Below are 22,473 nucleotides of genomic sequence, written 5' to 3'. Positions count from 1 at the left end.
CCAAACAAGTGATTTCGAGGGGAAAAATGCGCAGAACCGTCATCGAGAAATCAGTGCGATGGCGAGCGCAGACAGGTACAGGCCGAAGCCAAAGACGGTGTGGTTGGCCAAGCTGCGCAGGCAGTTCTTGAGCGGCGTGGGCGTGCGCGATGCCGCAAAGCCCGAGCCCATGGCGGGCTGCATCACCAGCAGCGGCGCCGCCACGGTGCAGACGCCCACGGCCAACGCGGGCAGCAGGGTGGGGCTGCGTACCCAGTCGGCGCCCTGGAGGCCGACCAGCACGGTGGCAAACGCCATGCCCACGGCGTAGTGCGTGAGCCAGCCCCAGGCCAATTCCCCCCGGATGGGCACCGCCTTGGCGATGGCGGCATGGGCAAACTGGCCCCGAAACAGATGGCCCACCCAGCGGCCGATGAAGGCGAAGTTGAGGGTGGGGACGCCCAGATGCTTGAGCAGCAAAAGCCATGCGTCCATGACGGCGGTGGCGCCGATGCCGATCAGCATCGCGAGGGGAAATTCTTGCAGTGGGAGTGTCATCAAAGCACCTCGAAAAGTTGACGGAAGGAGGTTTTGAAGGGAATATAGAAGTTCAAGTCAACTTGAAGTCAAGGGGTTTTTTGATGGACATTGCCGAAGTCGCCAAACGCTCCGGGCTGCGGGCCTCCACGCTGCGGTATTACGAGGAAAAGGGGTTGATCCACTCTGTAGGCCAACCTGGCGAGCGCCGTCGTTTTGCGCCGGGCGTGCTGGACCAGCTGGCGCTGATTGCGCTAGGACAATCGGCCGGGTTCTCGCTGGACGACATCCGTGCCATGTTTTTGCCCAGCGGCGAGCCCAGCATTGACCGGCAACTGCTGTCGGCCAAGGCCGATGAACTCGATGCCATGGTCAAACGCCTCAAGGCCATGAGCAACGGTCTGCGGCATGCGGCAGCCTGCCCGGCCGAGAGCCATGCGCAGTGCCCCTCCTTTCAGCGGCTGCTGAAGGCAGCAGCGACTGGCGCGCTGGAGCGCCAGCAGAAGCTGGCAAAGCCTGTCACGGGGCTGCGCCGCAAGGCGGCGTGAAGGGAGAGCTCAGGCATCATCCGCGCATGCCTGTTTCTCTTTCTCTCACGGATGCGCTGGGCCATGCCCTGGCCGACAAACGCATCGACATCCTGCGCCAGATTGGCACCTGCGGCTCCATCTCGCAGGCCGCGCGTGCCGTGGGCGTGAGCTACAAGGCCGCGTGGCAGGCGGTGGACACGCTGACCAATCTGGCGGGCACGCCGCTGGTGGCACGCGCGGTGGGTGGGGCAGGGGGCGGCGGTGCGCAGCTGACCGAGGCGGGGCACCAGCTGCTGGCTGCGGCCGACGCGATGGCGCAGGCGCGGGGCGCTGTGCTGTCGCGCTGGCAGGCCACGCCCCATGCGGGCCCTGCGCTGGCGCGGCTGGCGGTGCGCACCAGCATGCGCAACCAGTTGCCATGTGTGGTGGAGCGGCTGGTGGTGCAGGGGCAGATCGTGGCGGTGCACCTGCGGTTGGGTAATGCGGGCGATGGCGACGGTGCCGCAATGGGCGTGCCTGCAGCACTGGCCGCGCGCATCACCCGCGAGAGTGCGGAGCTGCTGGGCCTGCAGCCAGGGCTTGCCGTGCAGACGCTGTGCAAGGCCACGGCCGTGCGCGTGGAGCGGGGTGGTCGTTTGGCATCAGCGTCCGGGTCTGCGGTGGCCGATGCACCCGGCATCCACCGCCTGCCCGCAAAAGCCACGCGCGTGGTGCGGGGCGAGTCGGGCGATGAGGTGTCTGCCGAGCTGTCGGGTGGCTTGCAGATGGTGGGTTTTGCGGCGCCCGGCAGTGGCCTGCGCGCGGGCAGCCCGGTCGTGCTGGTGGTGGAAGACAACGCCGTGGTCCTGGCCTTGGCCGAGGTCTGAGACTGGGCCCGTTGTGGGAATTGGGCTATACATTTTATAGCTATTGGCGCTTGCTGGGTAAGCGCTAGCGGCCAATTTAATGCAAATATCTGCTACGCCTTGTTGGCAGGTGCCGCAGCCGCCGATCACAGCCCCTTGGGATGGCCCAGTTTGCGGTACACCGTGGCGCGGCTGATGCCGAGCACCCGGGCCGCTTCTGCCACATTGCCACGGGCGTCTTGCACGGCTTGGCGAATCAGGGCGGTTTCAGCCTCGCGCAGCGGTGCGGCCGTGGGCGGGGCGCCCGCCAGCGCCTGGGACAGGGTGGCAACAGGCTGGCTGGCGCCACGGGTGTTTTCTGGCCGTTGCGCTAGCGCCTGCAGGCGCAGGCCCGACCACAGGGGCAAATCGATCGGCTGCGCCGGGTGCCGCCGCGCAGCATCGAACAACATGGCCCACGGCATGGCCAGCAGGTCGCTGGCGTGGGTGGGCGCACCCGGGGTGCGCAGTGGCTGGGGCACCAGTTGGCGGGCCATGCTGTTGCAGCCCACCACAAATCCATCGCCGTCCAGTGCCAGCAGGCCGTCGCCCTCGCTGCCCAGCGGGCCGCCGGGCCAGTTCACGCGCAGCAGCAGGGCATGGGGCAATTGCAGCAGCAAGGCGTCTTCCATGGCGCGGGCCGATCGGGCCACCAGGTGGCGCAGCTCGGGCCGCTCGGGCACATCCACGCCGGTCAGGTCCAGCATGCCCACACACTGGCCCTGCGGGTCGAACAGCGGTGCGCCTGCACAGCTGTAGCTGGCGTTGTCATCAAAGAAGTGTTCGCCCCGGTGCAGCCACACCGGCTGTAGTTCGGCCAGCGCAGCGCCGATGGCTGTGGTGCCCACTGCCGCTTCCGACAGGTCGATGCCCACGCGGCCAATGGCGCTGGCGCGCGGGTCGCCCGGGTCGCAATGGCCTTGCACGTCCACCACGATGCCGCGTGCGTCCGTCAGCATGGCGAAGTAGTGCATGCCCGCAATCGCGCGGGTGAGCTGTTGCAGCACGGGCCGTGCCGCGCGCAGCAGGTGGTGGTTTTGCTCCTGGCTACGGCGCAACGCCGTGGCGCTGACGGCGTCAAATGCCACACGGTGGGTGGGGTTGAGCCCCTGGGCCAGGCAGCGTTGCCACGACCGTGCAATCCATGGCTCCACCTCGGCCCGCAGGGGCGCTGCGCCATCCGCCAGCAAGCTTTGGCGCGCCTGTGCAATCAGTGCGTGGCGGTGGGCGGGGGAGGTGGGCGCGGAGGACAGCATGGTGAACCGAATCCTTGAGCTGCGCATGATGCGCTGGTGTGCGCTGCAACATGTTTCATTTTGAGAATATCCGGCCGGGGCTGCCGGAAATCTAGGGTTGTCCCTAGGGATGGGTGGTGGGGCGCGGCAGAAGATGCGCGAAGAACGTGTTGACGATCTCCCAGGGGTCGCGCAGCGGTCTTGGCGGGATGGGATGCTAGGCGCGGTGCGCAGTGGATAGCTCGGCTATCCACAAGCGCCGCAACGCAGCAGACCGCCCGCCAAGACCAATGCCCGAAGGGTTGGAGCGAAATCGGGCGATTGGACGCTCCGGCTGCTTGGATGGGCATGAGCCCATGCGGCGCACCCGAAGCATCCACTCATCCCGATTGCGCTCCAACGCGATCCCCTGCGAGATCGTCAACACGTTCTTGTCCAGCCAAAACCTATTCAGGAGACAGCCAGATGCAAGTCCAGTTCACGGTCAACGGGCGCGCTGCCAGTGTTGACGTCCCCCCCAATACCCTGCTTGTCCATGCGTTGCGAGAGCACCTGTTGCTCACCGGCACCCATGTGGGTTGTGACACCAGCCAGTGCGGGGCGTGTACGGTGCATGTGAATGGCAGGGCCGTCAAATCCTGCGCCATGCTGGCGGTGCAGGCCCAGGGGGCCGAGGTGACCACCATCGAAGGCATGGCCACCCCCGACGGCACCATGCACCCCATGCAGGCCGCGTTCAAGGAATGCCACGGCCTGCAATGCGGCTTCTGCACCCCGGGCATGGTGATGAGTGCGGTGGACCTGTGCAAGAACCACCCCAACGCCAGCGAAGGCGAGATCCGCGAGCTGCTCGAAGGGAACATCTGCCGCTGCACGGGCTACCAGAACATCGTGCGCGCAGTGCAGGTTGGCCAAAAGGCCATGGCTTCAGCGTAAACACAAAGGAGAAGAACCATGGGTGCATCCGACTTTTCCAAGCTGCCGCACATCGGCGAATCGCTCAAGCGCAAGGAAGACTACCGCTTCCTGACCGGCGCGGGCCAGTACACCGACGACGTGGTGCTGGCGGCGCAAAGCCATGCGGTGTTTGTGCGCTCGCCGCACGCACACGCCAAGATCAACAGCATCAATGTGGAAGCGGCCAAGGCCGCGCCGGGCGTGCTGGGCGTGTTCACCGGTGCCGATGTGGCGGCCGACAACATCAACGGCCTGCCTTGCGGCTGGCTCATCACCAGCACCGACGGTCAGCCCATGAAGGAGCCGCCGCACCCCATCCTGGCGCAGGGCAAGGTGCGCTATGTGGGCGACCACGTGGCCATCGTCGTGGCGCTGACGCAGCAGCAGGCGCGTGATGCGGCCGAGCTGGTGGAGGTGGATTACGACGTGTTGCCCGCTGTGGTCAGTGTGGCCGATGCCGCAGCAGGCACCGTGGCGGGCGCAGGGCTGCATGACGCCGCGCCGGACAACCATTGCTACAAATGGGCCATTGGTGACAAGGGCGCGGTGGACGCCGCATTTGCCAACGCCGCGCACGTGACGAAGCTGGATCTGGTCAACAACCGCCTCATCCCCAACGCGATGGAGCCCCGCGCCGCCATTGGCTCGTACAGCCGCGCCAACGACGAATACACGCTGTACGTCAGCAACCAGAACCCGCACGTCGAGCGGCTGCTGATGACCGCCTTTGTGATGGGCCTGCCCGAGCACAAGGTGCGCGTGATTGCGCCCGATGTGGGGGGCGGCTTTGGCTCCAAGATCTTCTTGTATGCCGAGGACGTGTGCCTGACCTGGGCGGCCAAGAAGCTCAACCGCAACATCAAGTGGGTGGCCGATCGCAGTGAGTCTTTTGTGTCGGACGCGCATGGCCGCGACCATGTGAGCCATGCCGAAATGGCGATGGACAAAGACGGCAAGTTCCTGGCCATGCGCGTGCACACCGACGCCAACATGGGCGCCTACCTCAGCACCTTTGCCAGCGCAGTGCCCACCATCCTGTATGCCACCTTGCTGGCAGGCCAGTACACAACGCCGCAGATCTATGTGGAGGTGGATGCCTGGTTCACCAACACCGCGCCGGTCGATGCCTACCGGGGCGCGGGCCGGCCCGAGGCCACCTACCTGCTGGAACGGCTGGTGTCGCGCTGTGGCTGGGAGATGGGCCTGGGCCAGGACGAAATCCGCAAACGTAACTTCATCACCAGCTGGCCCTACCAGACGCCCGTGGCACTGCAGTACGACGTGGGCGATTACCACGCGTGCATGACGCAGGCGCAGGAGCTGGCCGACGTGGCGGGCTTTGCGGCGCGCAAGGCGGCCAGCGAGGCCAAGGGCTTGAAGCGTGGCATCGGCTACAGCAGCTACATCGAAGCGTGTGGGATTGCGCCGTCCAACATCGCGGGCGCCCTGGGCGCGCGCGCAGGTCTGTTTGAATGCGGCGAAGTGCGTGTACATCCCACGGGCAGCGTGACGGTGTTCACCGGCTCGCACAGCCACGGCCAGGGGCACGAGACCACCTTTGCGCAGGTGGTGGCCGCGCGCCTGGGCATCCCGGTGGAAAACGTGGACATCGTGCACGGCGACACGGGGCGCGTGCCCTTTGGCATGGGCACCTATGGTTCGCGCTCCATCAGCGTGGGCGGCGCGGCCATCATGAAGGCGCTGGACAAGATCGAGGCCAAGGCCAAGAAGATTGCGGCGCATTTGATGGAGGCCAGCGACGCCGACATCGACTTCAGCGGCGGCGAGTTCACCGTGCGCGGCACGGACAAGAAGATCCCGTTCGGCCAGGTGGCACTCACGGCCTATGTGCCGCACAACTACCCGCTCGACAAGCTCGAACCGGGGCTCAACGAAACCGCGTTCTACGACCCGACCAACTTCACCTTCCCTGCAGGAACCTACATCTGCGAAGTGGAGGTGGACCCGGCAACAGGCAGCACCCGCGTAGACAAGTTCACGGCCGTGGACGACTTCGGCACCATCATCAACCCCATGATCGTGGAGGGCCAGGTGCACGGAGGCCTGGTGCAGGGCATCGGCCAGGCGCTGATGGAAAACTGCGTGTACGACCGCGAGACGGGCCAGCTGCTGACCGGCAGCTTCATGGACTACGCCATGCCGCGCGCCGACGACTTCCCCGAGTTCAAGCTGGGCCATGTGTGCACCCCCTGCACGCACAACCCGCTGGGGACCAAAGGCTGCGGCGAGGCGGGGGCGATTGGCTCGCCACCGGCGGTGATCAATGCGGTGCTGGATGCACTGCGCCCGCTGGGGGTTAAAGAGTTCGACATGCCCGCATCGCCACACCGTGTGTGGGAAGCGATTCAGAGTGCCAAAGCCTGAGGAGAACCAGCATGTACGCATTCACCTTTGAAAATCCCTCCTCCACCGCCGCCGCTGCACAGCTCATCGCCCAGGGCGGCAAGCTGCTGGCCGGTGGCCAAAGCCTGCTGCCATCGATGCGGCTGCGCCTGGCCAACCCCGAGAAGATCGTTGACCTCAACAACATCCCCGAGCTGGCGGGCATCCGCCGCGAGGGCAACGCGCTGGTCATCGGCGCCATGACGCGCCACATGGACGTGGCCAACAGCGCCGATGTCAAGGCCGCCATCCCCGCGCTGGCCGACTTGGCCGCGCACATCGGCGACCGGCAGGTGCGCGCACGCGGCACGCTGGGTGGTTCGGTGGCCAACAACGACCCAGCGGCGTGCTACCCCAGCGCCGTGCTGGGCCTGGGCGCCACAGTCATCACCAACCAGCGCGAGATTGCGGCCGACGACTTTTTTGTGGGCATGTACACCACGGCGCTGGAAGAGGGCGAGATCATCACCGCCATCCGCTTTCCGATTCCGAAGCGCGCTGCGTACCTCAAGTTCAAGCAGGCGGCCTCGCGCTTCTCGCTGGTGGGCGTGTTTGTGGCGCAGACCGATGCCGGCGTGCGCGTGGCCATCACCGGCGCGGCCAGCAGTGTGTTCCGCCACGCGGGGCTGGAAGCAGCGCTGAACCAGAGTTTTACGCCAGCATCGGCGGCGGCGGTGAAGATCGATGCAAGCGATCTCAACGCTGACATCCACGCCAGTGCGGCCTATCGCGCCAACCTCATCAGCGTGCAGACCCAAAGAGCAGTAGCGCAAATCCTGGGCTGATGGGGGATAGCACCCGCGCCCTGCATACTGCATCCAGGGGCGGGTGTTTGAATGAAATTGGCCTCTAGCGCTTTTCTATCAAGCACTATTAGCTATAGAAACTATAGTAATGAACGTTTCCCCTCCCGTGCCCATGACCGCGCCTGCGCTGTCCTCCATCGACGCCCTGGTGTCGGCCTTGCAGGGCGTGGGCTATTTTGCCGACCGGCGGCTGGCCACGGCCGTGTTCCTGGCGCTCAAGCTGCAGCGCCCGCTGCTGCTGGAGGGCGAGCCCGGCGTGGGAAAGACGGCGCTGGCCCAGGCGCTTGCCAAGGTGCTGGAACGCAGCCTGATCCGCCTGCAGTGCTACGACGGGCTGGAGCAGCGCGAGGCGCTGTATGAATGGAACTACGCGGCCCAGCTCTTGCACATGCGCGCAGCGGAAGGCAAAGGCAGCGCCGACATGGCGCAGGTGGAGCGCGAGGTCTACCAGGACCGCTACCTCATCCGACGCCCTTTGCTGCAGGCGCTGCAGGCGCCAGAACCCGGCGCCGTGCTACTGATCGACGAGGTGGACCGTGCCGACGAGCCCTTTGAGGCGTTTTTGCTCGAATACCTGGGCGAGTACCAGGTCAGCATCCCCGAGATCGGCACCGTGCGCGCCACGGCCACGCCGGTCACCATCCTCACCAGCAACCGCACGCGGGATCTGCACGACGCCGTCAAACGCCGCTGCCTGTACCACTGGCTGGACTACCCCGAGCGCGAGCGCGAACTGGCCATCGTGCGTGCGCAGGTGCCGGATGCCAGCGCCGCCTTGGCCATCCAGGTGGCGGATTTTGTGGGCCGCCTGCGCAGCCAGCCATTTGCCAATGCCTTCCAGCGCGCGCCGGGCATCGCAGAGAGCGTGGAGTGGGCAAAGGCGCTGGTCGCGCTCGACACCATCGTAGTGGACCCCGAAGTGGTGTCCGACACCGCAGGCATCTTGTTCAAGCAGCGCGAGGACGTGGCGGCGCTCACGCGCGACATGGCGGTGCAGCTGCTGCAACCCGCTGAGGCCGATGCCTGAGGGCTCAACCGTGGCAGAGGTCAAAACGATCTCCCAGCTGGGCGATGCCCGCACGGGCAAGCTCGCCGACAACCTGAGCGGTTTTGGCCGCACCCTGCGCCGCGCCGGCGTGCGCGTGGACGCCTCCCGCATGGCGCTGGCCCAGCAGGCGGTGATGCTGGTGGGCCTGCGGCGTGAGGATTTCAGTGCCGCACTGGAGGCCGTGCTGGTCAGTCGCGAGCAGGACCGTTTGGTCTTCCGCGAGTTGTTCGACGCGTACTTTCGCAATCCGAACGTGGCGCAGAAGCTGCTGGCGCAGATGCTGCCCAGCGCTGAGTCCAAGGCCGAGCCCGCCAAACGCCGCCCGCGCGTGAGCGAGGCGCTCGCCCCCGTGCGCGCCGCCCGCAATACCCCCCCGCCGCGCGAGGACGAGAAAATCGATTTCGACGCCGCCATGACGGCCAGTGACCTGCAGCGCCTGCGGCAGGCCGACTTCAACCAGCTCTCGGCCAGCGAATACCTGCTGGTGGAGCGCATGGCGCGCGAGGTGCCCTTGTCCCTGCCGCGCTACGCCGCCCGCCGCACCCGCCCCGGTGTGCGCGGCAGCCGCCCGCACTGGCCCGGCGCCATGCACCACGCGGCCCGCAACGGGGGCGAGGTGCTGCGCATCCCGCTGCTGCAGCGGCGCCAGCAACCGCTGCCGCTGCTGGTGCTGGTGGATGTGTCGGGCTCCATGGAGCGTTACGCGCGGCTGCTGCTGGCGTTTTTGCATGCCGCCACGGCACCGCGCCACACCGGCGATGCGGTGCGCCGCGATGTGTTTGCGTTTGGCACCGGGCTGACCGACCTCACGCCCGCCTTTCGCTTGGCCGATACCGACGCGATGCTGCAGGTGGCCAGCCATTCCATCAATGATTTTGCGGGGGGCACCCGCATGGGCGACAGCCTGGCCCAGCTGCGTTTGCAGCATGCCCGGAGGCTGGTGGGGCGGCGCACCCTGGTGCTGCTGATCAGCGACGGGCTGGACACCGGCACGCCCGAGGTGCTGGCGCAGGAACTGGGCTGGCTGCGCCGCCATTGCGGACGCCTGCTGTGGCTCAACCCCTTGCTGCGTTTTGAAGGCTATGCACCCACGGCACGCGGCGCCTCCGAACTGCACCGCCAGGCCCACGGCATGGTGGCCGTGCACAACCTGAGCCGCTTGCAGGATCTGGCGGCCAGCCTGGCGGCCGTGCTGCGGCAGTGACCGATTTCAGAGATAACCAGACAACACCAGACAACACAAGGAACCCACCATGGAAATGCAAGCCAGCCGCACCCTCGCCGTGAGCCAGCAGCAGGCTTGGGAAGCGCTCAACGATCCTGAGGTGCTCAAGCTGTGCATCCCCGGCTGCGACAAGGTCGAGGCGACCGGTGACAACCAATACGCGGTCGCCATGGCGCTCAAGATCGGCCCCGTGTCGGCCAAGTTTGCGGGCAAGATCACGCTGTCGGACATCGTGCCGCCGGAGAGCTACACCATAGCCTTCGACGGATCGGGTGGTGTGGCGGGTTTTGGCAAGGGCAATGCGCAGGTCAAACTGGTGCCTTTGCCCGCGGATGCCGCTGGGCAGGAAAGCTGCGAGCTGCACTACACCGTGCATGCCACGGTGGGCGGCAAGATCGCTCAGCTGGGACAGCGGCTCATCGACGGCGCGGCCAAGAGCATGGCAGAGGATTTTTTCAAGCGCTTTGACAACGAAATGCAAAGCCGCCATCCGCGCGCGCCGGCAGACGATGGTGCGGCATCCTCCGAAGCGCCCACCGAGCCTGGGGCACTGGCGGCGTCGGCGGGGGAGGATATTCCCCCCAGCGGCATTCCGGTTTGGGTGTGGGTGGTGGGCGCGGCGGCGCTGGTGCTGATAGCCTGGGCAATCAATTGACTCCCCCTGAGCCGCTTCGCGTCTTCCCCCTGAGGGGGACGCCTCCGGTGGACCGGCAAAGCCGGATCCACAGTGGCGCTGGCCTGGGCGCCGCGCGGTTTCAGACGCAGCGGGCGTAGATGGGAATATCTGAATAAGCGGTAGAAATGAATTGGTGACGGAACGATGGAAAACCTGGATGTGATGGTGTTGCGCACGCTGCAGGGCTGGCGGGCCGCCGGGCGGCGGGCGTTGCTGGCGACGGTGGTGCGCACGTGGGGCTCTTCACCCCGGCCGGTGGGCTCCATCATGGCGCTGTGCGAAGACGGTTCGGTGGTGGGGTCTGTGTCGGGCGGGTGCATTGAGGACGATCTGATTGACCGCCACACCCGGGCCTATGCGCAGGGCGCGCCCACGGCGAATGCGGTCGGAGACAAGGATCACCGTATTCCCAGCGGCCCGCCGACGTTTGTGAAATACGGCGTCACCGCAGACGAGGCGCACCGCTTCGGCTTGCCCTGTGGCGGAACGCTGGAGCTGCTGCTGGAGTACGACCCGGCCCCGGACAGCCTGGCAACACTGATCACCGCGCTGGAGGCTGGGCGCCTGATGCAGCGCAGCGTGCGCTTGGTCGACGGCGCGGTCACGCTAACGCCTGCGGCAGCGCCCACCGAGCTGGTGGTGGATGCTGAGCGGCTTACCAACACCTTTGGCCCCGAGTACCGCATGCTGCTGATCGGCGCGGGCCAGCTGGCGGAATACCTGGCCACCATGGCGCTGTTCAACGGGTTTGCGGTCACGGTGTGCGACCCGCGCGAGGAATATCGGGGCAGCTGGAACGTGCCTGCCGCCACGGTGGTGAGTGACATGCCCGACGACGTGGTGCTGGCCTTCAAGCCCGACCGGCGCAGTTGCGTGGTGGCCCTCACGCACGACCCCAAGCTCGACGACCTGGCGCTGCTGGAGGCGCTGAATACCGACGCGTTTTATGTGGGCGGCATCGGCTCGCGCCGCAACAACGAGGCGCGCCGCGCCCGCATGATCGAACACTTCGACCAGACCGAGGAGAGCCTGGCCCGCCTGCGCGGACCGATCGGCATCTACATCGGCAGCAAGACACCACCCGAGATTGCGGTGAGCGTGATGGCCGAAATTTTGGCCGTCAAAAACGGTGTCACCCTGCCGCGCGACATGGAAGTGGCCCAGGCCAAGAATGACCGGGAGCTGGCGCACAACGACCCCGGCGCGCTGGTGTGTGGGGTGCGCGCCGCGTAGTGCTAAAGCGGCCTGGACCGCCGCTGCAACTGCTGCCGCACATGGTGCAGCAGGCCATCACAGGCGTCTTCCACCAGGTCCAGCACCTCCTCAAAACCAGCGGCCCCGCCGTAGTACGGATCGGGCACCACGGGGCTGTCGAACCGTTGGCAGAACTCTGTCATACGGCGCAACTTGCGGGCGTGTTCGGGTGGGCAAAGGTCTTGCGCAAGGGCCAGGTTGTCCCAGTCCATCGCCAGAACCAGATCGTGGCGTTCAAAGTCGTTGGCCAGCATCTGCCGAGCGCGCAGATCCGACAGGTCGTAGCCCCGTTGCGCTGCGTGGCGTTGCGTCCGCTCGTCCGGTGCCTTGCCGGGGTGGTAGTTGTGGGTGCCTGCCGAGTCCACACGCACCTGGCTGGCCAAACCACTGTGAACCACCTTGTGCCGGAACACGCCGTGGGCCGTGGGGCTGCGGCAGATGTTGCCCATGCACACAAAAAGCACCGAGTAGGTAGCGACGCGGTCAGGCATCTCTGTGATCCCGACGATGTTCAGGCGGACATCACCACCGGGCCACCCTTGGCAATGCCGCGCTGGTACGCGGGGCGGGCCTCCATGCGCTGCTTGTAGGCCAGAAGGTTGGGGCACGCACCGGCCTTGCTGGCACGTGAGAGGGCTGCCTCCACCGCAAAGCTCATCTGAAAATCGGCCATGGTGAGGTGCTCGCCCGCAAACCAGCGGTGCGTGCCCAGGTGCTGCTCCATGAAGTCGAGCGCGGTGTTCACATTGGGGTCGATCAATTTCTCCTGCACCGTGCCGCACAGTGCCTTGGCGATGGGCTTGACGAAGAAGGGCATCGGCTGCGTGGGGATTGTCATGAACACCAGCTTCATCACCAGCCAGTTCATCAGCGAGCCTTCGGCGTAGTGCATCCAGAAGCGGCACTGGCGGTACTCTGGCGTGCGCGGCGCCGGTTGCAGGTGGGCCAGGTCGCCGCCCGCCTGGGCACCGTAGGTTTCCACCAGGTATTCGATGATCGCGCCCGACTCGGCGATGACCTCTTTGCCGTCTGTGATCACCGGTGATTTGCCCAGCGGGTGGATCTTCTTGAGTTCGGGCGGGGCCAGCTTGGTGGCCTTGTCGCGCTGGTAGATTTTCAGCTCGTAGGGAACACCCAGTTCTTCGAGCAGCCAGAGAACGCGCTGCGAGCGCGAGGTTTCGAGGTGGTGGACGGTGATCATGGGTGAATATTGGCACAGGTTGCCGGAGCAAGGCGCCACCAGCTGGGGGTGTGAAAGCCCCAGAAAGCAAGAAAGCCCTCTGGCGAGGGCTTTCTTGCAAGGAACCAACCGCAGTCGGCCCGTGGCGATCTGGCGATCAGCCGCCCTTCTTGGAGCGCTTGCCAGGGTTCTTCTTGCTGCGGGTTGCCACACCGCGTTCCAGGCTCACGCGCTGGCCACGGCCGGGAGTGGCCAGGGTGTAGCCGGGCACGGGCGTAGGGCGGGGGGTGCGCTTGCGGTCTGCTTCGGTGACGATCTTGTTGCCCATGGTAGGTCTCTGAGTTGGTGGAAAAAGGAGAGATTTTAGGCCACAGCCGGGTTGCCGGGCTTTCAAAGGTGTTTGGCAGGTGTTTTGTGGGTGCTCAGGCCGCCACAAAACCTGCGGCCACACCCGCCGCCACACCTGCGCCGTGGTCGGTGGACAGCGCTTGTGTGCAATGGCGGGGCAACTCAAAACCCCGCGCGGCATCCTGAATGGCCATCGTACGGATCACGGGGGGCTTGGCCCACACGCCACCGAAGATGGTGGCAAAGGCCACATCGGCCGCATCCCTCCCCACACCAAACCGCAGCAGGCCCATGGGGATCGCCGTGCCAGACGGGTCAAAGATGTACCAGCGGTCGCCCAGGTACACCTCCACATAGGCATGAAAGTCGGGGGGGCCCAGGGCCGGGTCAGCGCCGTAGTCGGTTCCGGTGGTGAAGCGGGCCGGGATGTTGATGGCGCGGCACAAGGCAATCATGAGGTGGGCGAAGTCACGGCACACGCCCACCTGCTCCACCAGCGTGTCCACCGCAGAGGTGTTGGAGTTGGAAGTGTTGGAGGTGAACGCCACGTGCCGCTGCACCCAGTCGCAGATCGCCTGCACGCGGCTGTGCCCTTGCCACAGCGCACCAAACTCGTTCGTCGCCAGGCGCAGCAGCCGGTCGGACTGGCAATACCGGCTGGGGTAGATGTAGCCCATTACCTCTTGCGGCAGGCGCCGCACCGGTACTTCTGCCAATTGGGAGGGGTCGATGCGGTAGTGGTTGATATCGACCGTGGCTGAATACGACAGCTCCAGCGTGCCGGGCTCGCCATGCAGCCGTAGATAGCGGTTTCCAGTGGCTGGGTCGGTATGAATGTGGTGGGCAATGGGCTGGTTGATGACCAAGCGCTCTGCGCTTACCGACTGGTTGGGTGTCTGCGCCGCGTGAATGTTGAAGACAAAATCGGCACCATACTGGTCCACCTCGTAGCTCAGATCAATCTGCAGCTCCATGCGTACGCGGTCATGGCTTGGCTGGTCTGCAGGGACTGTGCCGACTTGCTGGGCGGGGTGGGGGGCAGGCCAGGTGGCAGCGTTGCGGGTATTTGACTGCGGGGGAGGGCTTTGGGTGTTTGCCATGGGCATGTCCTTCGTGCGCCGCGTTCCGGGGCATCCGGCACAGCAGCGTGGCTTGAGGATAGTCCTTTCCCCCGCGCCCGATGTAGGCGAACGACCCGCCGCCGTGCCCGCCCGCTACCCATTCGCGGGAAGCCGCCAGGTCACCCCGTCAGGCGGGTATGGAAAGACGCGCCAGGGCCTCGACGTTGCCACTGCGATCTGCCCGGAGAATCAGTCCTTCGCCCGAGCTGGTGTTGGTATTTGCCAGGTCGGACAGCACAAACATGTGGGTGAACCACACTTCGAAACGACCGGGCTGGGACGACGCTGTGGCCAGCGCTGTACGCAGTTCACGCAGGTGGGCCGCGCCGGTGGTCTCCGGGCTACCCCGGGGCGACCCGAGTGCCGCCCAGACCTGCGGCGTACCAAAGGCGAGGGTGGCACTGTCCACGCAGCGACACCAGGGGCTTGATAAAACCTTGCCAGGTTGGAGTTGGCGCTGCTGAAACCACGCCCCCACGCTGCGTGCCTGTGCGCGGCCTTCTTCGCTCAGATTGCGCTGGGTGCTGCAGTCACCCAGGCGGAATCCTGGGGGGTCAAACGTGCCGGGGGCCAGCGAGTGGCGGATGGCTGCCACCACCCCGCCCTTGCGCAACAAGGCTTCGGCATCCGCGTCTTGCGCCGCCCAGCCGCGCAGGCTGGCCAAGGCCAGCCCGGCGCCCAGCACCGCACGGCGGGCAATGCGGGGCTCAGGCGGCAGGCTGGAAGGCATAGCCATTGCCAGAAGCCGCCATGCGGCCAAACGCCGGGAACGGGAAGTGGAAGCCGCCCAGCATGGCATTGCTGGCGGTGATGCGCTGGAACACATCGCGCCGCACCTTGCGCGCAGCCTCGGCGTCCATGTCAAAGGTCACAGCCCAGTCGGGATTGCGTGCGAACAGTGCAGGCACATTGGTCAGGTCTGCCACGTAGAAGAACTTCTGGCCCGACGAGGTCAGCTCGAACAGCGTATGGCCCGGCGTGTGGCCATAGGCCGCCACAGACTTGATGCCCGGCGCCACTTCCGCATCGGCCGCAAACTGCACCAGCGTGTCTGCGGGCATGGTGGCAAAGGTGCGGCGCACGTTATCGAATGCACCCTTCATGCCAGCGGGCGCAGCGGCCATGCGGGCGTCGTCCATCCAGAACGCGTGTTCGGCGGCGGGCACCATCACCTTGGCCTTGGGGAAAACCAACTCACCGGCCTTGTTGCGGATGCCGTTGATGTGGTCGCCGTGGTAGTGGCTGATCAGCACGGTGTCGATGTCGGCTGCCTGCATCCCCGCCGCGCGCAGGCTGTCGAGCAGCTTGCCGGTGGTGGCGCCACCAAACTCGCCCAAGCCGGTGTCGATGAGGATCTTGCGCGCGCCTGCCACCACCAGAAAGGGTGTGTAGGGCACGTCGATGTAGTCGGTGGGCAGTCCTTGCGATGCCAGCAGCGCACGCACCTCGGTCAGCGGCGCGTTCTTCACAAATTCCTCTCCCAGCGGGCGGCGCGTGATGCCATCGTTCAGCGCAATCACCTCCACATCGCCCACCTTCATGCGGCGAAAGCCGGGGCTGGGCAAGGTGGGGGTTCCGAAGTTGGGCGCGTTCTGGGCCCACACGGGGACAAACGAGCCCGCTGCGTAAACGGTGGTGGCCAGGCTTGCACCCAGGAAGTGGCGGCGTGACAGCATGAAACTCTCCGGTCTTGAGTTGAACTGAGGAGTCGCAACTGTAGCGATGCCCGAGAGATTGCCGCTTGCCGACGCGCTAACCTGTTCGCAATGTGGGGCTTTTGCTGGTAATTGGGGCTATGGAGGCTATTCGATCGCGAAGGCGTCGCGCAACGCACCGCAAAAGTCAGCATTTCCGCTGATTGTCAAGGTGATCGTGGTCCGGGGTGGGGCGGGGTTGCCTGGCACCGCACGCAGTTGCCCGGCGGTGTCATCAAACGTCAGCACCAGCGGTGTGCTGACCTCCTGCACGCCCTGCAGGTCGCAGTGCCATATGCCCCCATCTTCCGACGGGCCACAGGCATCGGGCCAATGCTGGTGCGCCCAGACGAGCACGGCGCTGATCTCGGTCTGCAATGCGGGAATCTGCGCGGGCTGCACGCTCGCCATGGCGTCAAACGTACCTACGCCGTCCGCGTCTTCGCTGTAGTCAAAATCCAGGTAGTTCAGGTTCATGGTGTCCGTTAAAGAGATGTCATGTCCAGGTACGGCCCAGCGCCTGGGCGGCTTCGCCCAGGCGGGTCACCTGCTGTAGCGCCTGCGCCAGCGGCATGCGTGCCGCCGGTGCTTGCAGGGCCACGGCGCAGCGTACCTGCCGCCGCCCGCTGCCCAGCACAGGCACAGCCACACAAACGAGACCGTCCACAAACTCTTCGGCATCTGTGGCGTAACCCTGCCGCAGGATCTGCTCCAGCTCGGCCTCCAGGGCGGTGCGGTCGGTCAAAGTGGTGGCCGTGTGGCGGGTCAGCGGCAGTCCGTCCAGGATCGCCGCCCGGCGCGCGGCTGACAGGTGGGCCAGAAACAGCTTGCCGCTGGCCGAGCAGTGGATGGGCACGCGCGTGCCGGGCCGCAGCTCCATGCGCAGCGGAAAGGCCGACTCCACGCGGTCCAGGTAGATCACCTCGGCGCCGCTGAGCGCCGTGAGGTTGCAGCTCTCGCCAATATCGGCCACCAGCTGGCGCAGCACCGCATGGCGCACGCCATGCTGGGTGCCCGCGCTGAGCGTGCTTTCGGCCAGGCGCAGCAGGCGGGGTGCGGGGGTGTAGCGGCGCCCATCGGGCTCGCGCGCCAGCAGGCCACCGCTTTCGAGCTGGCCCAGCATGCGGTGCACGCTGGGTTTGGGCCAGCCTGTGGCCTCGATGGCGTCCGCCAGGCTGAACGGGCGACCATGGGCGCACATGATTTCCAGCAGTTCAAACAGACGCAGGCTGGGGGATGAGTTGGTCATAAATCCCGGAATTCGAGACGAATCCATAAAACATTTCGGGATTATTGAGCATTGTGGCTAAGCTGCAAACCAACATTTCACGGGGTGCTCATGGCGGCGACTTTTCGGAACGCGGTACTCACAGGCGCTTGTGGTGGCCTGGGCCAGGCCCTGGCGCGGGAGCTGATCGGCCAGGGCGCCGCCGTGGCGCTGGTGGGGCTTCACTTGCCCACGTTGCAGGCACTGGCTGCGCTGGCGCCTGGGCGCTGCGCGGTGTACACGCCCGATGTGTCCGACAGCACGGCGATGCAGGCCATGGCGGCCGACTGGATGGCGCGCTCGGGCGCGGTGCCCGACCTCGTCATTGCCAACGCGGGCGTGGCAGGCGGCTTTGACACTGCCGAAGCCGACGACCTCGCGGTGCTGCGCCGTATGCTGGAGATCAACCTGCTGGGCGCGGCCACCACCTTTCAGCCGTTTGTGAAAGCCATGCGCGCTCAGCGGCGCGGCGCCCTGGTGGGTGTGGCCAGCATTGCGGGCTGGCGCGGCATGCCGGGCAACGGTGCCTATTGCGCGAGCAAGGGCGGGCTCATCCGCTACCTGGAGAGCCTGCGTGCCGAGCTGCGCGGCGAATCCATTGTGGTCAGCACGGTGAGCCCTGGCTACCTTCGCACCGCGCTCACGGCGGGCAATCGTTTTGCCATGCCGGGCCTGATGGAGCCCGAAGCCGCTGCCCGGGCTCTGCTGGCGGGCGTCGCGCAAGGTCGTACCCACATCGTGCTGCCCGCGCGCATCGGCTGGTTGGCCCGCTTGCTGAACCTGTTGCCCGACGCCCTGCACGACCGACTTCTGCTGGGCCAGCCGCGCAAGCCGCGCGTGGGCGAGGCGGGGGCCACGGCCATTCCGGGCCTGCCGTTGCCTACAGAGACGCCGATACACAACGAAAGCAAAAACGCATGACAACGGAGACAACACCCACTGTGGCAGATACCCGCACCCAGATCGCTCTGATAGGCGCAGGCCCCAGTGGCCTGGCGGCTGCGCGCAACCTGCAAAAGCTGGGCGTGCCCTTCCAGGGCTTTGAGGCACACACCGACGTGGGCGGCCTGTGGAACATCGAGAACCCGCGCAGCACGGTGTATGAGTCCGCGCACCTCATCTCCAGCAAACACACCACGGAGTTCACCGAATTCCCCATGCGACCCGAGGTGGCCGACTACCCCAGCCAACGCGAGATGCGGCAGTACTTCATGGACTTTGCCGCGCACTTTAGTTTGCGCCCGCACTACTGGTTTGGTACCCGCGTGCTGAAGGTCGAGCCCGTGGGCGAGGGCGCAGCGCCGCTGTGGCGCGTCACCTGGAGCCAGCACGGCGGACCCGCGCAGACCGCAGAGTTCAAGGGCGTGGTGATTGCCAATGGCACGCTGGCCGAGCCCAACATGCCGCGCTTTGAAGGCCAGTTTGATGGCGAACTGCTGCACACCAGCGCCTACAAAAGCGCCGAGCTGTTCAAGGGCAAACGCGTGTTGGTGGTGGGCGCGGGCAACTCGGGCTGCGACATAGCCGTGGATGCGGTGCATTACGCGCGCAGCGTGGATCTGTCGGTGCGGCGCGGCTACTACTTCGTCCCCAAATACGTGTTCGGCCAGCCCGCCGACACGCTGGGGGGAAAGTTCAAGATGCCGCCCTGGCTCAAGCAGAAGATCGACAGCGTGGTGCTGCAGTGGTTCACCGGCGACCCGGCGCGGTTTGGCCTGCCCAAGCCCGATTACAAGATGTACGAATCGCACCCCGTGGTCAACTCGCTGGTGCTGCACCACCTGGGTCACGGCGACATTCATGTGAAGCCCGATATTGCGCGCCTGCAGGGCCACACCGTGTTTTTCAAGGACGGTAGCGCGCAAGACTACGACCTCGTGCTCTGCGCCACCGGCTACAAGCTGCACTACCCTTTTATCGACCACAGCCTGCTCAACTGGAACGGCATGGCGCCGCAGCTGTACCTCAACATCCTGTCGCCGCGCTTCGACAATCTGGCGGTGATGGGGATGATCGAGGCCAGCGGCATCGGCTGGCAGGGCCGTTACGAGCAAGCGGAGCTGGTAGCGCGCTTTTTCAAGGCGCAGTCAGAAGGATCACCGCGCGCCGAGGCCCTGCGCCAGGCCAAGGCCGGGCCTCCACCCGATCTGTCGGGTGGCTTCAAGTACCTGAAGCTCGAACGCATGGCGTACTACGTGCACAAGGACACCTACCGCAACGCGGTGCGGGCAGCGGCCGCTGCCCTGGCATGAAAGCCCCCCTGAGGCGCTGCGCGCCTTCCCCCCGCTCTCGCAGCGCTGCGCACTGCGGGCAAGGGGACGACGCCCTCGCTGCGGGGCGGCCCTTGCTCGGCGTCCCGCGCTGTCGCTGCGACAGTCTCGTGCGTTGCGCGTTGCGCAATACGCGGTGAAGAACTGAACTCAAAGGTTATCTATGCTGCCCGTCGACGAAATACGCCTCAACTTCAACCCTGCATCGCTCGTGGCGCTCAATGTAGTGCTGGGTTTTCTCATGTTCGGCATTGCGCTCGATACGCGCGTGGCCGACTTCAAGCGCGTGCTGCGCATGCCCGGAGCCATGGCAGTGGGCATTGCGGCGCAGTTCATCGTGCTGCCTGCCGTGACCTTTGCGCTCACGCTGCTGCTCCAGCCCGGCCCCAGCATTGCGCTGGGCATGATCCTGGTGGCCTGCTGCCCGCCGGGCAATGTGAGCAACATCCTCACGCACCGCGCCGGGGGCAATGTGGCGCTGTCGGTGTCGATGACGGCGATCTCCAACGCGCTCGCGATTGTGCTTATGCCGCTCAACTTCGCGTTCTGGGGCGGTTTGCACCCCACGGCGGCACCGTTGTTGCGCAGCATTGCGCTCGACCCGCTGGAGATGGCGGGGCACATCGTCGCCATCATCGGGCTGCCGTTTGCACTGGGCATTCTGTGTGCGGAGAAGCTGCCGCGTTTCACGCAGCGGGTGAACAAGCCCGTGCGCATCCTCAGCTTTGTCTGCCTGATCGGTTTCATCGTCGGGGCCGTGGCGGGCAACTGGCGCTACTTCCTCGACTACGTGGGGCTGGTGCTGCTGGCCGTGGTATTGCATGACGCGCTGGCCTTTGGCACCGGCTACGCCTGCGCGCGGCTCAGCGGCTTGTCGGACTACGACCGGCGCGCGGTGAGCATTGAGGTGGGCATCCGCAACGCGGGCCTGGGCCTGGTGCTGATCTTCAGTTTTTTTGGAGGACTGGGGGGCATGGCCGTGGTGGCGGGTGTCTGGGGCTTTTGGGACATCATTGCCGGCCTGGCGCTGGCGGGATGGTGGGGCCGCAGACCTGCGGTGGTGCCGCTGGGGGCTTCGGCCAAGGAGCACGGCGCATGACGGCTTCTTCATTGGCAACGCGCCACATCCTGGTGACCGGGGCCGACGGTTTTCTGGGCCAGGGTGTAGTGGCCGCCCTTGCGCGCGAGGGTGTGCACACGCTGGTGGCGGCCGATGTGCGCGAGGTGCCTGCCGAGCGCCGCCTGCCTGACGTGATCTATCTGGTGCAGGACGTGCGTGACCCCGCGCTGGCGCAGACGCTCGCCGACCATGCCATCGACAGCGTGGTGCACCTGGCCTCCATCGTCACGCCGGGCAAAGGATCCAACCGCGAATTCGAATACTCCGTGGATGTGCTGGGCAGCCAGAATGTGCTCAACGCTTGCGTGGCCACGGGGGTGAAACATATTGTGGTCAGCTCCAGCGGCGCGGCCTATGGTTACCACGTCGACAACCCGGCCTGGCTGCGGGAGACCGATGCGCTGCGCGGCAATGAGGTTTTTGCCTATGCCCACCACAAGCGGCTGGTGGAAGAGATGCTCGCGCAGTACCGCGCGGACCACCCCGCGCTGGCGCAGACGGTGCTGCGCATCGGCACCATCCTGGGCGAGCGGGTGGACAACCAGATCACCGCGCTGTTCGACAAACGCCGCCTGCTGGCCATCCGTGGCAGCGAGAGCCCGTTTGTTTTCATCTGGGACGAGGACGTGACCGGCGCCATCCTGCATGCGTTGCGCACGCAGCGCGCTGGCTGTTTCAACCTGGCGGGCGATGGTGCGCTGCCACTGCGCGAGATCGCCCGGCGCCTGGGTAAACCGGTGCTGGAGTTGCCTGCGGGCCTGCTGCGTGCAGCTCTGGCGGTGGGCACCGCGCTGGGCCTGAGCCGCTACGGGCCCGAGCAGCTGGATTTTCTGCGTTACCGCCCCGTGCTGCTCAATGCCGCGCTCAAGGAGGTGCTGGGCTACGTGCCCGGCAAGACCAGCGCAGAGGCGTTCGAAGCCTTTGTGGCTGCCCGGGCGCGCCAAGGGCGGCCGGTGGCTGCGGCGGTGGCTGCATGACGGCGCTGGCACTGAGCCGTGGCGACTTGCTGCGCGCGCTGGCCGTGGTGGTCATCTGGGGGCTGAACTTTGTGGTGATGAAGCTGGGCTTGCAGGGGCTCAGCCCCATGCTGCTGGGTGCCCTGCGTTTCACTGCGGCATCCTTGCCGTTTCTGCTGTTCGTGCCCCGCCCATCGATGCCCTGGCGCTTTGTGGTGGGCTACGGGCTGGCGCAGGGGCTGGGGCAGTTCGGCTTTCTGTTCCTGGGTCTGCAGCTGGGCATGACGGCGGGCATGGCCTCGGTGGTCATGCAGACGCAGGCGTTTTTTACGCTGCTGCTGGCTGCACCGCTGCTGGGTGAGCGCGCCCAACCCTGGCAGTGGTGGGGTCTGCTGCTGGCGTTTGGCGGGCTCATGACCATTGGTCTTGCCCATGGAGAAGGGCCCGGGCAGATGACGCTGGCCGGTTTTGTGCTCACCCTCGGCGCGGCCTTCATGTGGGCGGTGTCCAACCTGGTGGCACGCCGCGCTGCGCAGGCAGGGGCTTACGCGCCGTTTCCGTTCATCGTGTGGAGCAGCGTGGTGCCCATCGTTCCGTTCTTTGCGCTGGCGGTGTGGACCGAAGGCGCCAGCGGTGTCGTGGCGCAATTGCAGGCGGTGGACGGCAGGGCTTTGCTCGCAGTGCTTTACCTCGCATTGCTGGCCACCTTGCTGGCCTACACGCTGTGGACGCAGCTGCTGCAACGCCACGCGGCCGGGCGGGTGACGCCGTTTTCGCTGCTGGTGCCAGTGGTAGGGCTGTGGGCTGCGTATGCGTTTTTGGGCGAAACGCCCTTGCCGCTGCAGTGGGCGGGCGCAGCGGCTGTGTTGTGTGGCCTGGTGGTCAACCAGACCGGTGGCTGGCTGTGGGCACGGTGGCGGCGCAAAGCCGAGACCCACTCGACCGCTCTCTAGAATCCTGGACCGGCGCAGGCTTGTACGGAA

At 66.1% G+C, this 22,473-nt stretch carries 24 protein-coding genes; 14 read left to right on the top strand and 10 right to left on the bottom strand.

The genetic code is table 11. The features are described 5' to 3' along the window. Window positions 1–39 precede the first annotated feature (39 nt). Window positions 40–504 carry a DUF2938 domain-containing protein gene (locus tag AC2YJX_RS24995; protein ID WP_121419337.1) on the bottom strand — a complete coding sequence of 155 codons (465 nt, stop codon included), beginning with the start codon at window positions 502–504 and terminating at the stop codon, window positions 40–42. A 116-nt stretch (window positions 505–620) separates the two neighbouring features. On the opposite strand from AC2YJX_RS24995, the gene AC2YJX_RS24990 reads away from it, so the two are divergent. Together AC2YJX_RS24990 and AC2YJX_RS24985 are read left to right on the top strand one after the other, a co-directional pair. Continuing rightward, on the top strand, window positions 621–1,064 hold the full coding sequence (locus tag AC2YJX_RS24990; RefSeq protein WP_228899978.1) for a helix-turn-helix domain-containing protein: 444 nt from the start codon (window positions 621–623) through the stop codon (window positions 1,062–1,064). A 26-nt stretch (window positions 1,065–1,090) separates the two neighbouring features. Next, window positions 1,091–1,912 (top strand): TOBE domain-containing protein, encoded by an 822-nt coding sequence (locus AC2YJX_RS24985; RefSeq protein WP_487257600.1) that lies wholly within the window; start codon window positions 1,091–1,093, stop codon window positions 1,910–1,912. Window positions 1,913–2,037: 125 nt separating this feature from the next. Here the strand turns inward: AC2YJX_RS24985 and AC2YJX_RS24980 are convergent, their stop codons facing one another. After that, window positions 2,038–3,186 carry a helix-turn-helix domain-containing protein gene (locus AC2YJX_RS24980; protein WP_487257599.1) on the bottom strand — a complete coding sequence of 383 codons (1,149 nt, stop codon included), beginning with the start codon at window positions 3,184–3,186 and terminating at the stop codon, window positions 2,038–2,040. Between the two features lie 444 nt (window positions 3,187–3,630). On the opposite strand from AC2YJX_RS24980, the gene AC2YJX_RS24975 reads away from it, so the two are divergent. From AC2YJX_RS24975 to AC2YJX_RS24945, 7 genes are all read left to right on the top strand, one after another. After that, the gene (locus tag AC2YJX_RS24975; RefSeq protein WP_055396291.1) at window positions 3,631–4,101 is read left to right on the top strand and encodes a (2Fe-2S)-binding protein; all 471 of its coding nucleotides are present in this window, start codon (window positions 3,631–3,633) and stop codon (window positions 4,099–4,101) included. Window positions 4,102–4,119: 18 nt separating this feature from the next. Next, window positions 4,120–6,507 (top strand): xanthine dehydrogenase family protein molybdopterin-binding subunit, encoded by a 2,388-nt coding sequence (locus AC2YJX_RS24970; RefSeq protein WP_121419341.1) that lies wholly within the window; start codon window positions 4,120–4,122, stop codon window positions 6,505–6,507. A gap of 11 nt (window positions 6,508–6,518) precedes the next feature. Further along, on the top strand, window positions 6,519–7,310 hold the full coding sequence (locus AC2YJX_RS24965) for an FAD binding domain-containing protein (RefSeq protein WP_121419342.1): 792 nt from the start codon (window positions 6,519–6,521) through the stop codon (window positions 7,308–7,310). 133 nt (window positions 7,311–7,443) lie between these two features. After that, window positions 7,444–8,358, top strand: coding sequence for an AAA family ATPase (locus AC2YJX_RS24960; RefSeq protein ID WP_487257664.1), 915 nt, complete (start codon window positions 7,444–7,446; stop codon window positions 8,356–8,358). Continuing rightward, window positions 8,351–9,583: a vWA domain-containing protein gene (locus tag AC2YJX_RS24955; RefSeq protein ID WP_487257598.1), complete on the top strand. Its 1,233-nt coding sequence runs from the start codon at window positions 8,351–8,353 to the stop codon at window positions 9,581–9,583. The genes AC2YJX_RS24960 and AC2YJX_RS24955 overlap by 8 nt, the downstream gene beginning before the upstream one ends. Window positions 9,584–9,632: 49 nt before the next feature. Then, window positions 9,633–10,259 carry an SRPBCC family protein gene (locus AC2YJX_RS24950; protein ID WP_218299136.1) on the top strand — a complete coding sequence of 209 codons (627 nt, stop codon included), beginning with the start codon at window positions 9,633–9,635 and terminating at the stop codon, window positions 10,257–10,259. Between the two features lie 165 nt (window positions 10,260–10,424). Then, on the top strand, window positions 10,425–11,513 hold the full coding sequence (locus AC2YJX_RS24945; protein ID WP_121507167.1) for an XdhC family protein: 1,089 nt from the start codon (window positions 10,425–10,427) through the stop codon (window positions 11,511–11,513). A 2-nt stretch (window positions 11,514–11,515) separates the two neighbouring features. On the opposite strand, the gene AC2YJX_RS24940 is transcribed toward AC2YJX_RS24945, so the two are convergent. The 8 genes from AC2YJX_RS24940 to AC2YJX_RS24905 form a co-directional block, all read right to left on the bottom strand. Then, on the bottom strand, window positions 11,516–12,025 hold the full coding sequence (locus AC2YJX_RS24940) for a low molecular weight protein-tyrosine-phosphatase (protein WP_121507166.1): 510 nt from the start codon (window positions 12,023–12,025) through the stop codon (window positions 11,516–11,518). Between the two features lie 20 nt (window positions 12,026–12,045). After that, window positions 12,046–12,735, bottom strand: a complete 690-nt coding sequence (locus AC2YJX_RS24935; RefSeq protein WP_121507165.1) for a glutathione S-transferase family protein — start codon at window positions 12,733–12,735, stop codon at window positions 12,046–12,048. A 136-nt stretch (window positions 12,736–12,871) separates the two neighbouring features. Beyond that, window positions 12,872–13,042, bottom strand: coding sequence for a hypothetical protein (locus AC2YJX_RS24930; RefSeq protein ID WP_162995995.1), 171 nt, complete (start codon window positions 13,040–13,042; stop codon window positions 12,872–12,874). Between the two features lie 94 nt (window positions 13,043–13,136). Continuing rightward, entirely contained in the window at window positions 13,137–14,036 is a 900-nt protein-coding gene (locus tag AC2YJX_RS24925; protein ID WP_228900084.1) for a transglutaminase-like domain-containing protein, read from the bottom strand. 274 nt (window positions 14,037–14,310) lie between these two features. After that, window positions 14,311–14,913, bottom strand: a complete 603-nt coding sequence (locus tag AC2YJX_RS24920; protein ID WP_487257597.1) for a histidine phosphatase family protein — start codon at window positions 14,911–14,913, stop codon at window positions 14,311–14,313. Then, on the bottom strand, window positions 14,891–15,859 hold the full coding sequence (locus tag AC2YJX_RS24915; protein ID WP_121507162.1) for an MBL fold metallo-hydrolase: 969 nt from the start codon (window positions 15,857–15,859) through the stop codon (window positions 14,891–14,893). The genes AC2YJX_RS24920 and AC2YJX_RS24915 overlap by 23 nt, the downstream gene beginning before the upstream one ends. A 126-nt stretch (window positions 15,860–15,985) precedes the next feature. Beyond that, window positions 15,986–16,354: a hypothetical protein gene (locus AC2YJX_RS24910; protein WP_487257596.1), complete on the bottom strand. Its 369-nt coding sequence runs from the start codon at window positions 16,352–16,354 to the stop codon at window positions 15,986–15,988. A gap of 19 nt (window positions 16,355–16,373) precedes the next feature. Further along, the gene (locus AC2YJX_RS24905) at window positions 16,374–17,126 is read right to left on the bottom strand and encodes an IclR family transcriptional regulator (RefSeq protein ID WP_055396268.1); all 753 of its coding nucleotides are present in this window, start codon (window positions 17,124–17,126) and stop codon (window positions 16,374–16,376) included. Window positions 17,127–17,216: 90 nt separating this feature from the next. Here AC2YJX_RS24905 and AC2YJX_RS24900 point away from each other — a divergent pair, with 90 nt between their 5' ends. The 5 genes from AC2YJX_RS24900 (at window position 17,217) to AC2YJX_RS24880 (ending at window position 22,443) form a co-directional block, all read left to right on the top strand. Then, entirely contained in the window at window positions 17,217–18,065 is an 849-nt protein-coding gene (locus AC2YJX_RS24900; protein ID WP_487257595.1) for an SDR family oxidoreductase, read from the top strand. Further along, window positions 18,062–19,396: a flavin-containing monooxygenase gene (locus AC2YJX_RS24895; protein WP_055396272.1), complete on the top strand. Its 1,335-nt coding sequence runs from the start codon at window positions 18,062–18,064 to the stop codon at window positions 19,394–19,396. The genes AC2YJX_RS24900 and AC2YJX_RS24895 overlap by 4 nt, the downstream gene beginning before the upstream one ends. Window positions 19,397–19,577: 181 nt before the next feature. Next, entirely contained in the window at window positions 19,578–20,513 is a 936-nt protein-coding gene (locus AC2YJX_RS24890; RefSeq protein WP_082437355.1) for a bile acid:sodium symporter family protein, read from the top strand. Beyond that, window positions 20,510–21,511 carry an NAD-dependent epimerase/dehydratase family protein gene (locus tag AC2YJX_RS24885; RefSeq protein ID WP_487257594.1) on the top strand — a complete coding sequence of 334 codons (1,002 nt, stop codon included), beginning with the start codon at window positions 20,510–20,512 and terminating at the stop codon, window positions 21,509–21,511. Before AC2YJX_RS24890 ends, AC2YJX_RS24885 begins: the two co-directional genes overlap by 4 nt. Beyond that, window positions 21,508–22,443: an EamA family transporter gene (locus AC2YJX_RS24880; protein WP_426306919.1), complete on the top strand. Its 936-nt coding sequence runs from the start codon at window positions 21,508–21,510 to the stop codon at window positions 22,441–22,443. The genes AC2YJX_RS24885 and AC2YJX_RS24880 overlap by 4 nt, the downstream gene beginning before the upstream one ends. Window positions 22,444–22,473 lie beyond the last annotated feature (30 nt).

This window comes from Acidovorax sp. SRI_002, assembly GCF_057586455.1.
This window is presented reverse-complemented; position numbering and strand designations above follow the sequence as displayed.

Excerpts from the sequence above, each read along its gene's own strand:
- AC2YJX_RS24995 (WP_121419337.1), bottom strand. The coding sequence starts at position 504 with ATGCTGATCGGCATCGGCGCCACCGCCGTCATGGACGCATGGCTTTTG.
- AC2YJX_RS24990 (WP_228899978.1), top strand. The coding sequence starts at position 621 with ATGGACATTGCCGAAGTCGCCAAACGCTCCGGGCTGCGGGCCTCCACG.
- AC2YJX_RS24985 (WP_487257600.1), top strand. The coding sequence starts at position 1,091 with ATGCCTGTTTCTCTTTCTCTCACGGATGCGCTGGGCCATGCCCTGGCC.
- AC2YJX_RS24980 (WP_487257599.1), bottom strand. The coding sequence starts at position 3,186 with ATGCTGTCCTCCGCGCCCACCTCCCCCGCCCACCGCCACGCACTGATT.
- AC2YJX_RS24975 (WP_055396291.1), top strand. The coding sequence starts at position 3,631 with ATGCAAGTCCAGTTCACGGTCAACGGGCGCGCTGCCAGTGTTGACGTC.
- AC2YJX_RS24970 (WP_121419341.1), top strand. The coding sequence starts at position 4,120 with ATGGGTGCATCCGACTTTTCCAAGCTGCCGCACATCGGCGAATCGCTC.
- AC2YJX_RS24965 (WP_121419342.1), top strand. The coding sequence starts at position 6,519 with ATGTACGCATTCACCTTTGAAAATCCCTCCTCCACCGCCGCCGCTGCA.
- AC2YJX_RS24960 (WP_487257664.1), top strand. The coding sequence starts at position 7,444 with ATGACCGCGCCTGCGCTGTCCTCCATCGACGCCCTGGTGTCGGCCTTG.
- AC2YJX_RS24955 (WP_487257598.1), top strand. The coding sequence starts at position 8,351 with ATGCCTGAGGGCTCAACCGTGGCAGAGGTCAAAACGATCTCCCAGCTG.
- AC2YJX_RS24950 (WP_218299136.1), top strand. The coding sequence starts at position 9,633 with ATGGAAATGCAAGCCAGCCGCACCCTCGCCGTGAGCCAGCAGCAGGCT.
- AC2YJX_RS24945 (WP_121507167.1), top strand. The coding sequence starts at position 10,425 with ATGGAAAACCTGGATGTGATGGTGTTGCGCACGCTGCAGGGCTGGCGG.
- AC2YJX_RS24940 (WP_121507166.1), bottom strand. The coding sequence starts at position 12,025 with ATGCCTGACCGCGTCGCTACCTACTCGGTGCTTTTTGTGTGCATGGGC.
- AC2YJX_RS24935 (WP_121507165.1), bottom strand. The coding sequence starts at position 12,735 with ATGATCACCGTCCACCACCTCGAAACCTCGCGCTCGCAGCGCGTTCTC.
- AC2YJX_RS24930 (WP_162995995.1), bottom strand. The coding sequence starts at position 13,042 with ATGGGCAACAAGATCGTCACCGAAGCAGACCGCAAGCGCACCCCCCGC.
- AC2YJX_RS24925 (WP_228900084.1), bottom strand. The coding sequence starts at position 14,036 with ATGGAGCTGCAGATTGATCTGAGCTACGAGGTGGACCAGTATGGTGCC.
- AC2YJX_RS24920 (WP_487257597.1), bottom strand. The coding sequence starts at position 14,913 with ATGCCTTCCAGCCTGCCGCCTGAGCCCCGCATTGCCCGCCGTGCGGTG.
- AC2YJX_RS24915 (WP_121507162.1), bottom strand. The coding sequence starts at position 15,859 with ATGCTGTCACGCCGCCACTTCCTGGGTGCAAGCCTGGCCACCACCGTT.
- AC2YJX_RS24910 (WP_487257596.1), bottom strand. The coding sequence starts at position 16,354 with ATGAACCTGAACTACCTGGATTTTGACTACAGCGAAGACGCGGACGGC.
- AC2YJX_RS24905 (WP_055396268.1), bottom strand. The coding sequence starts at position 17,126 with ATGACCAACTCATCCCCCAGCCTGCGTCTGTTTGAACTGCTGGAAATC.
- AC2YJX_RS24900 (WP_487257595.1), top strand. The coding sequence starts at position 17,217 with ATGGCGGCGACTTTTCGGAACGCGGTACTCACAGGCGCTTGTGGTGGC.
- AC2YJX_RS24895 (WP_055396272.1), top strand. The coding sequence starts at position 18,062 with ATGACAACGGAGACAACACCCACTGTGGCAGATACCCGCACCCAGATC.
- AC2YJX_RS24890 (WP_082437355.1), top strand. The coding sequence starts at position 19,578 with ATGCTGCCCGTCGACGAAATACGCCTCAACTTCAACCCTGCATCGCTC.
- AC2YJX_RS24885 (WP_487257594.1), top strand. The coding sequence starts at position 20,510 with ATGACGGCTTCTTCATTGGCAACGCGCCACATCCTGGTGACCGGGGCC.
- AC2YJX_RS24880 (WP_426306919.1), top strand. The coding sequence starts at position 21,508 with ATGACGGCGCTGGCACTGAGCCGTGGCGACTTGCTGCGCGCGCTGGCC.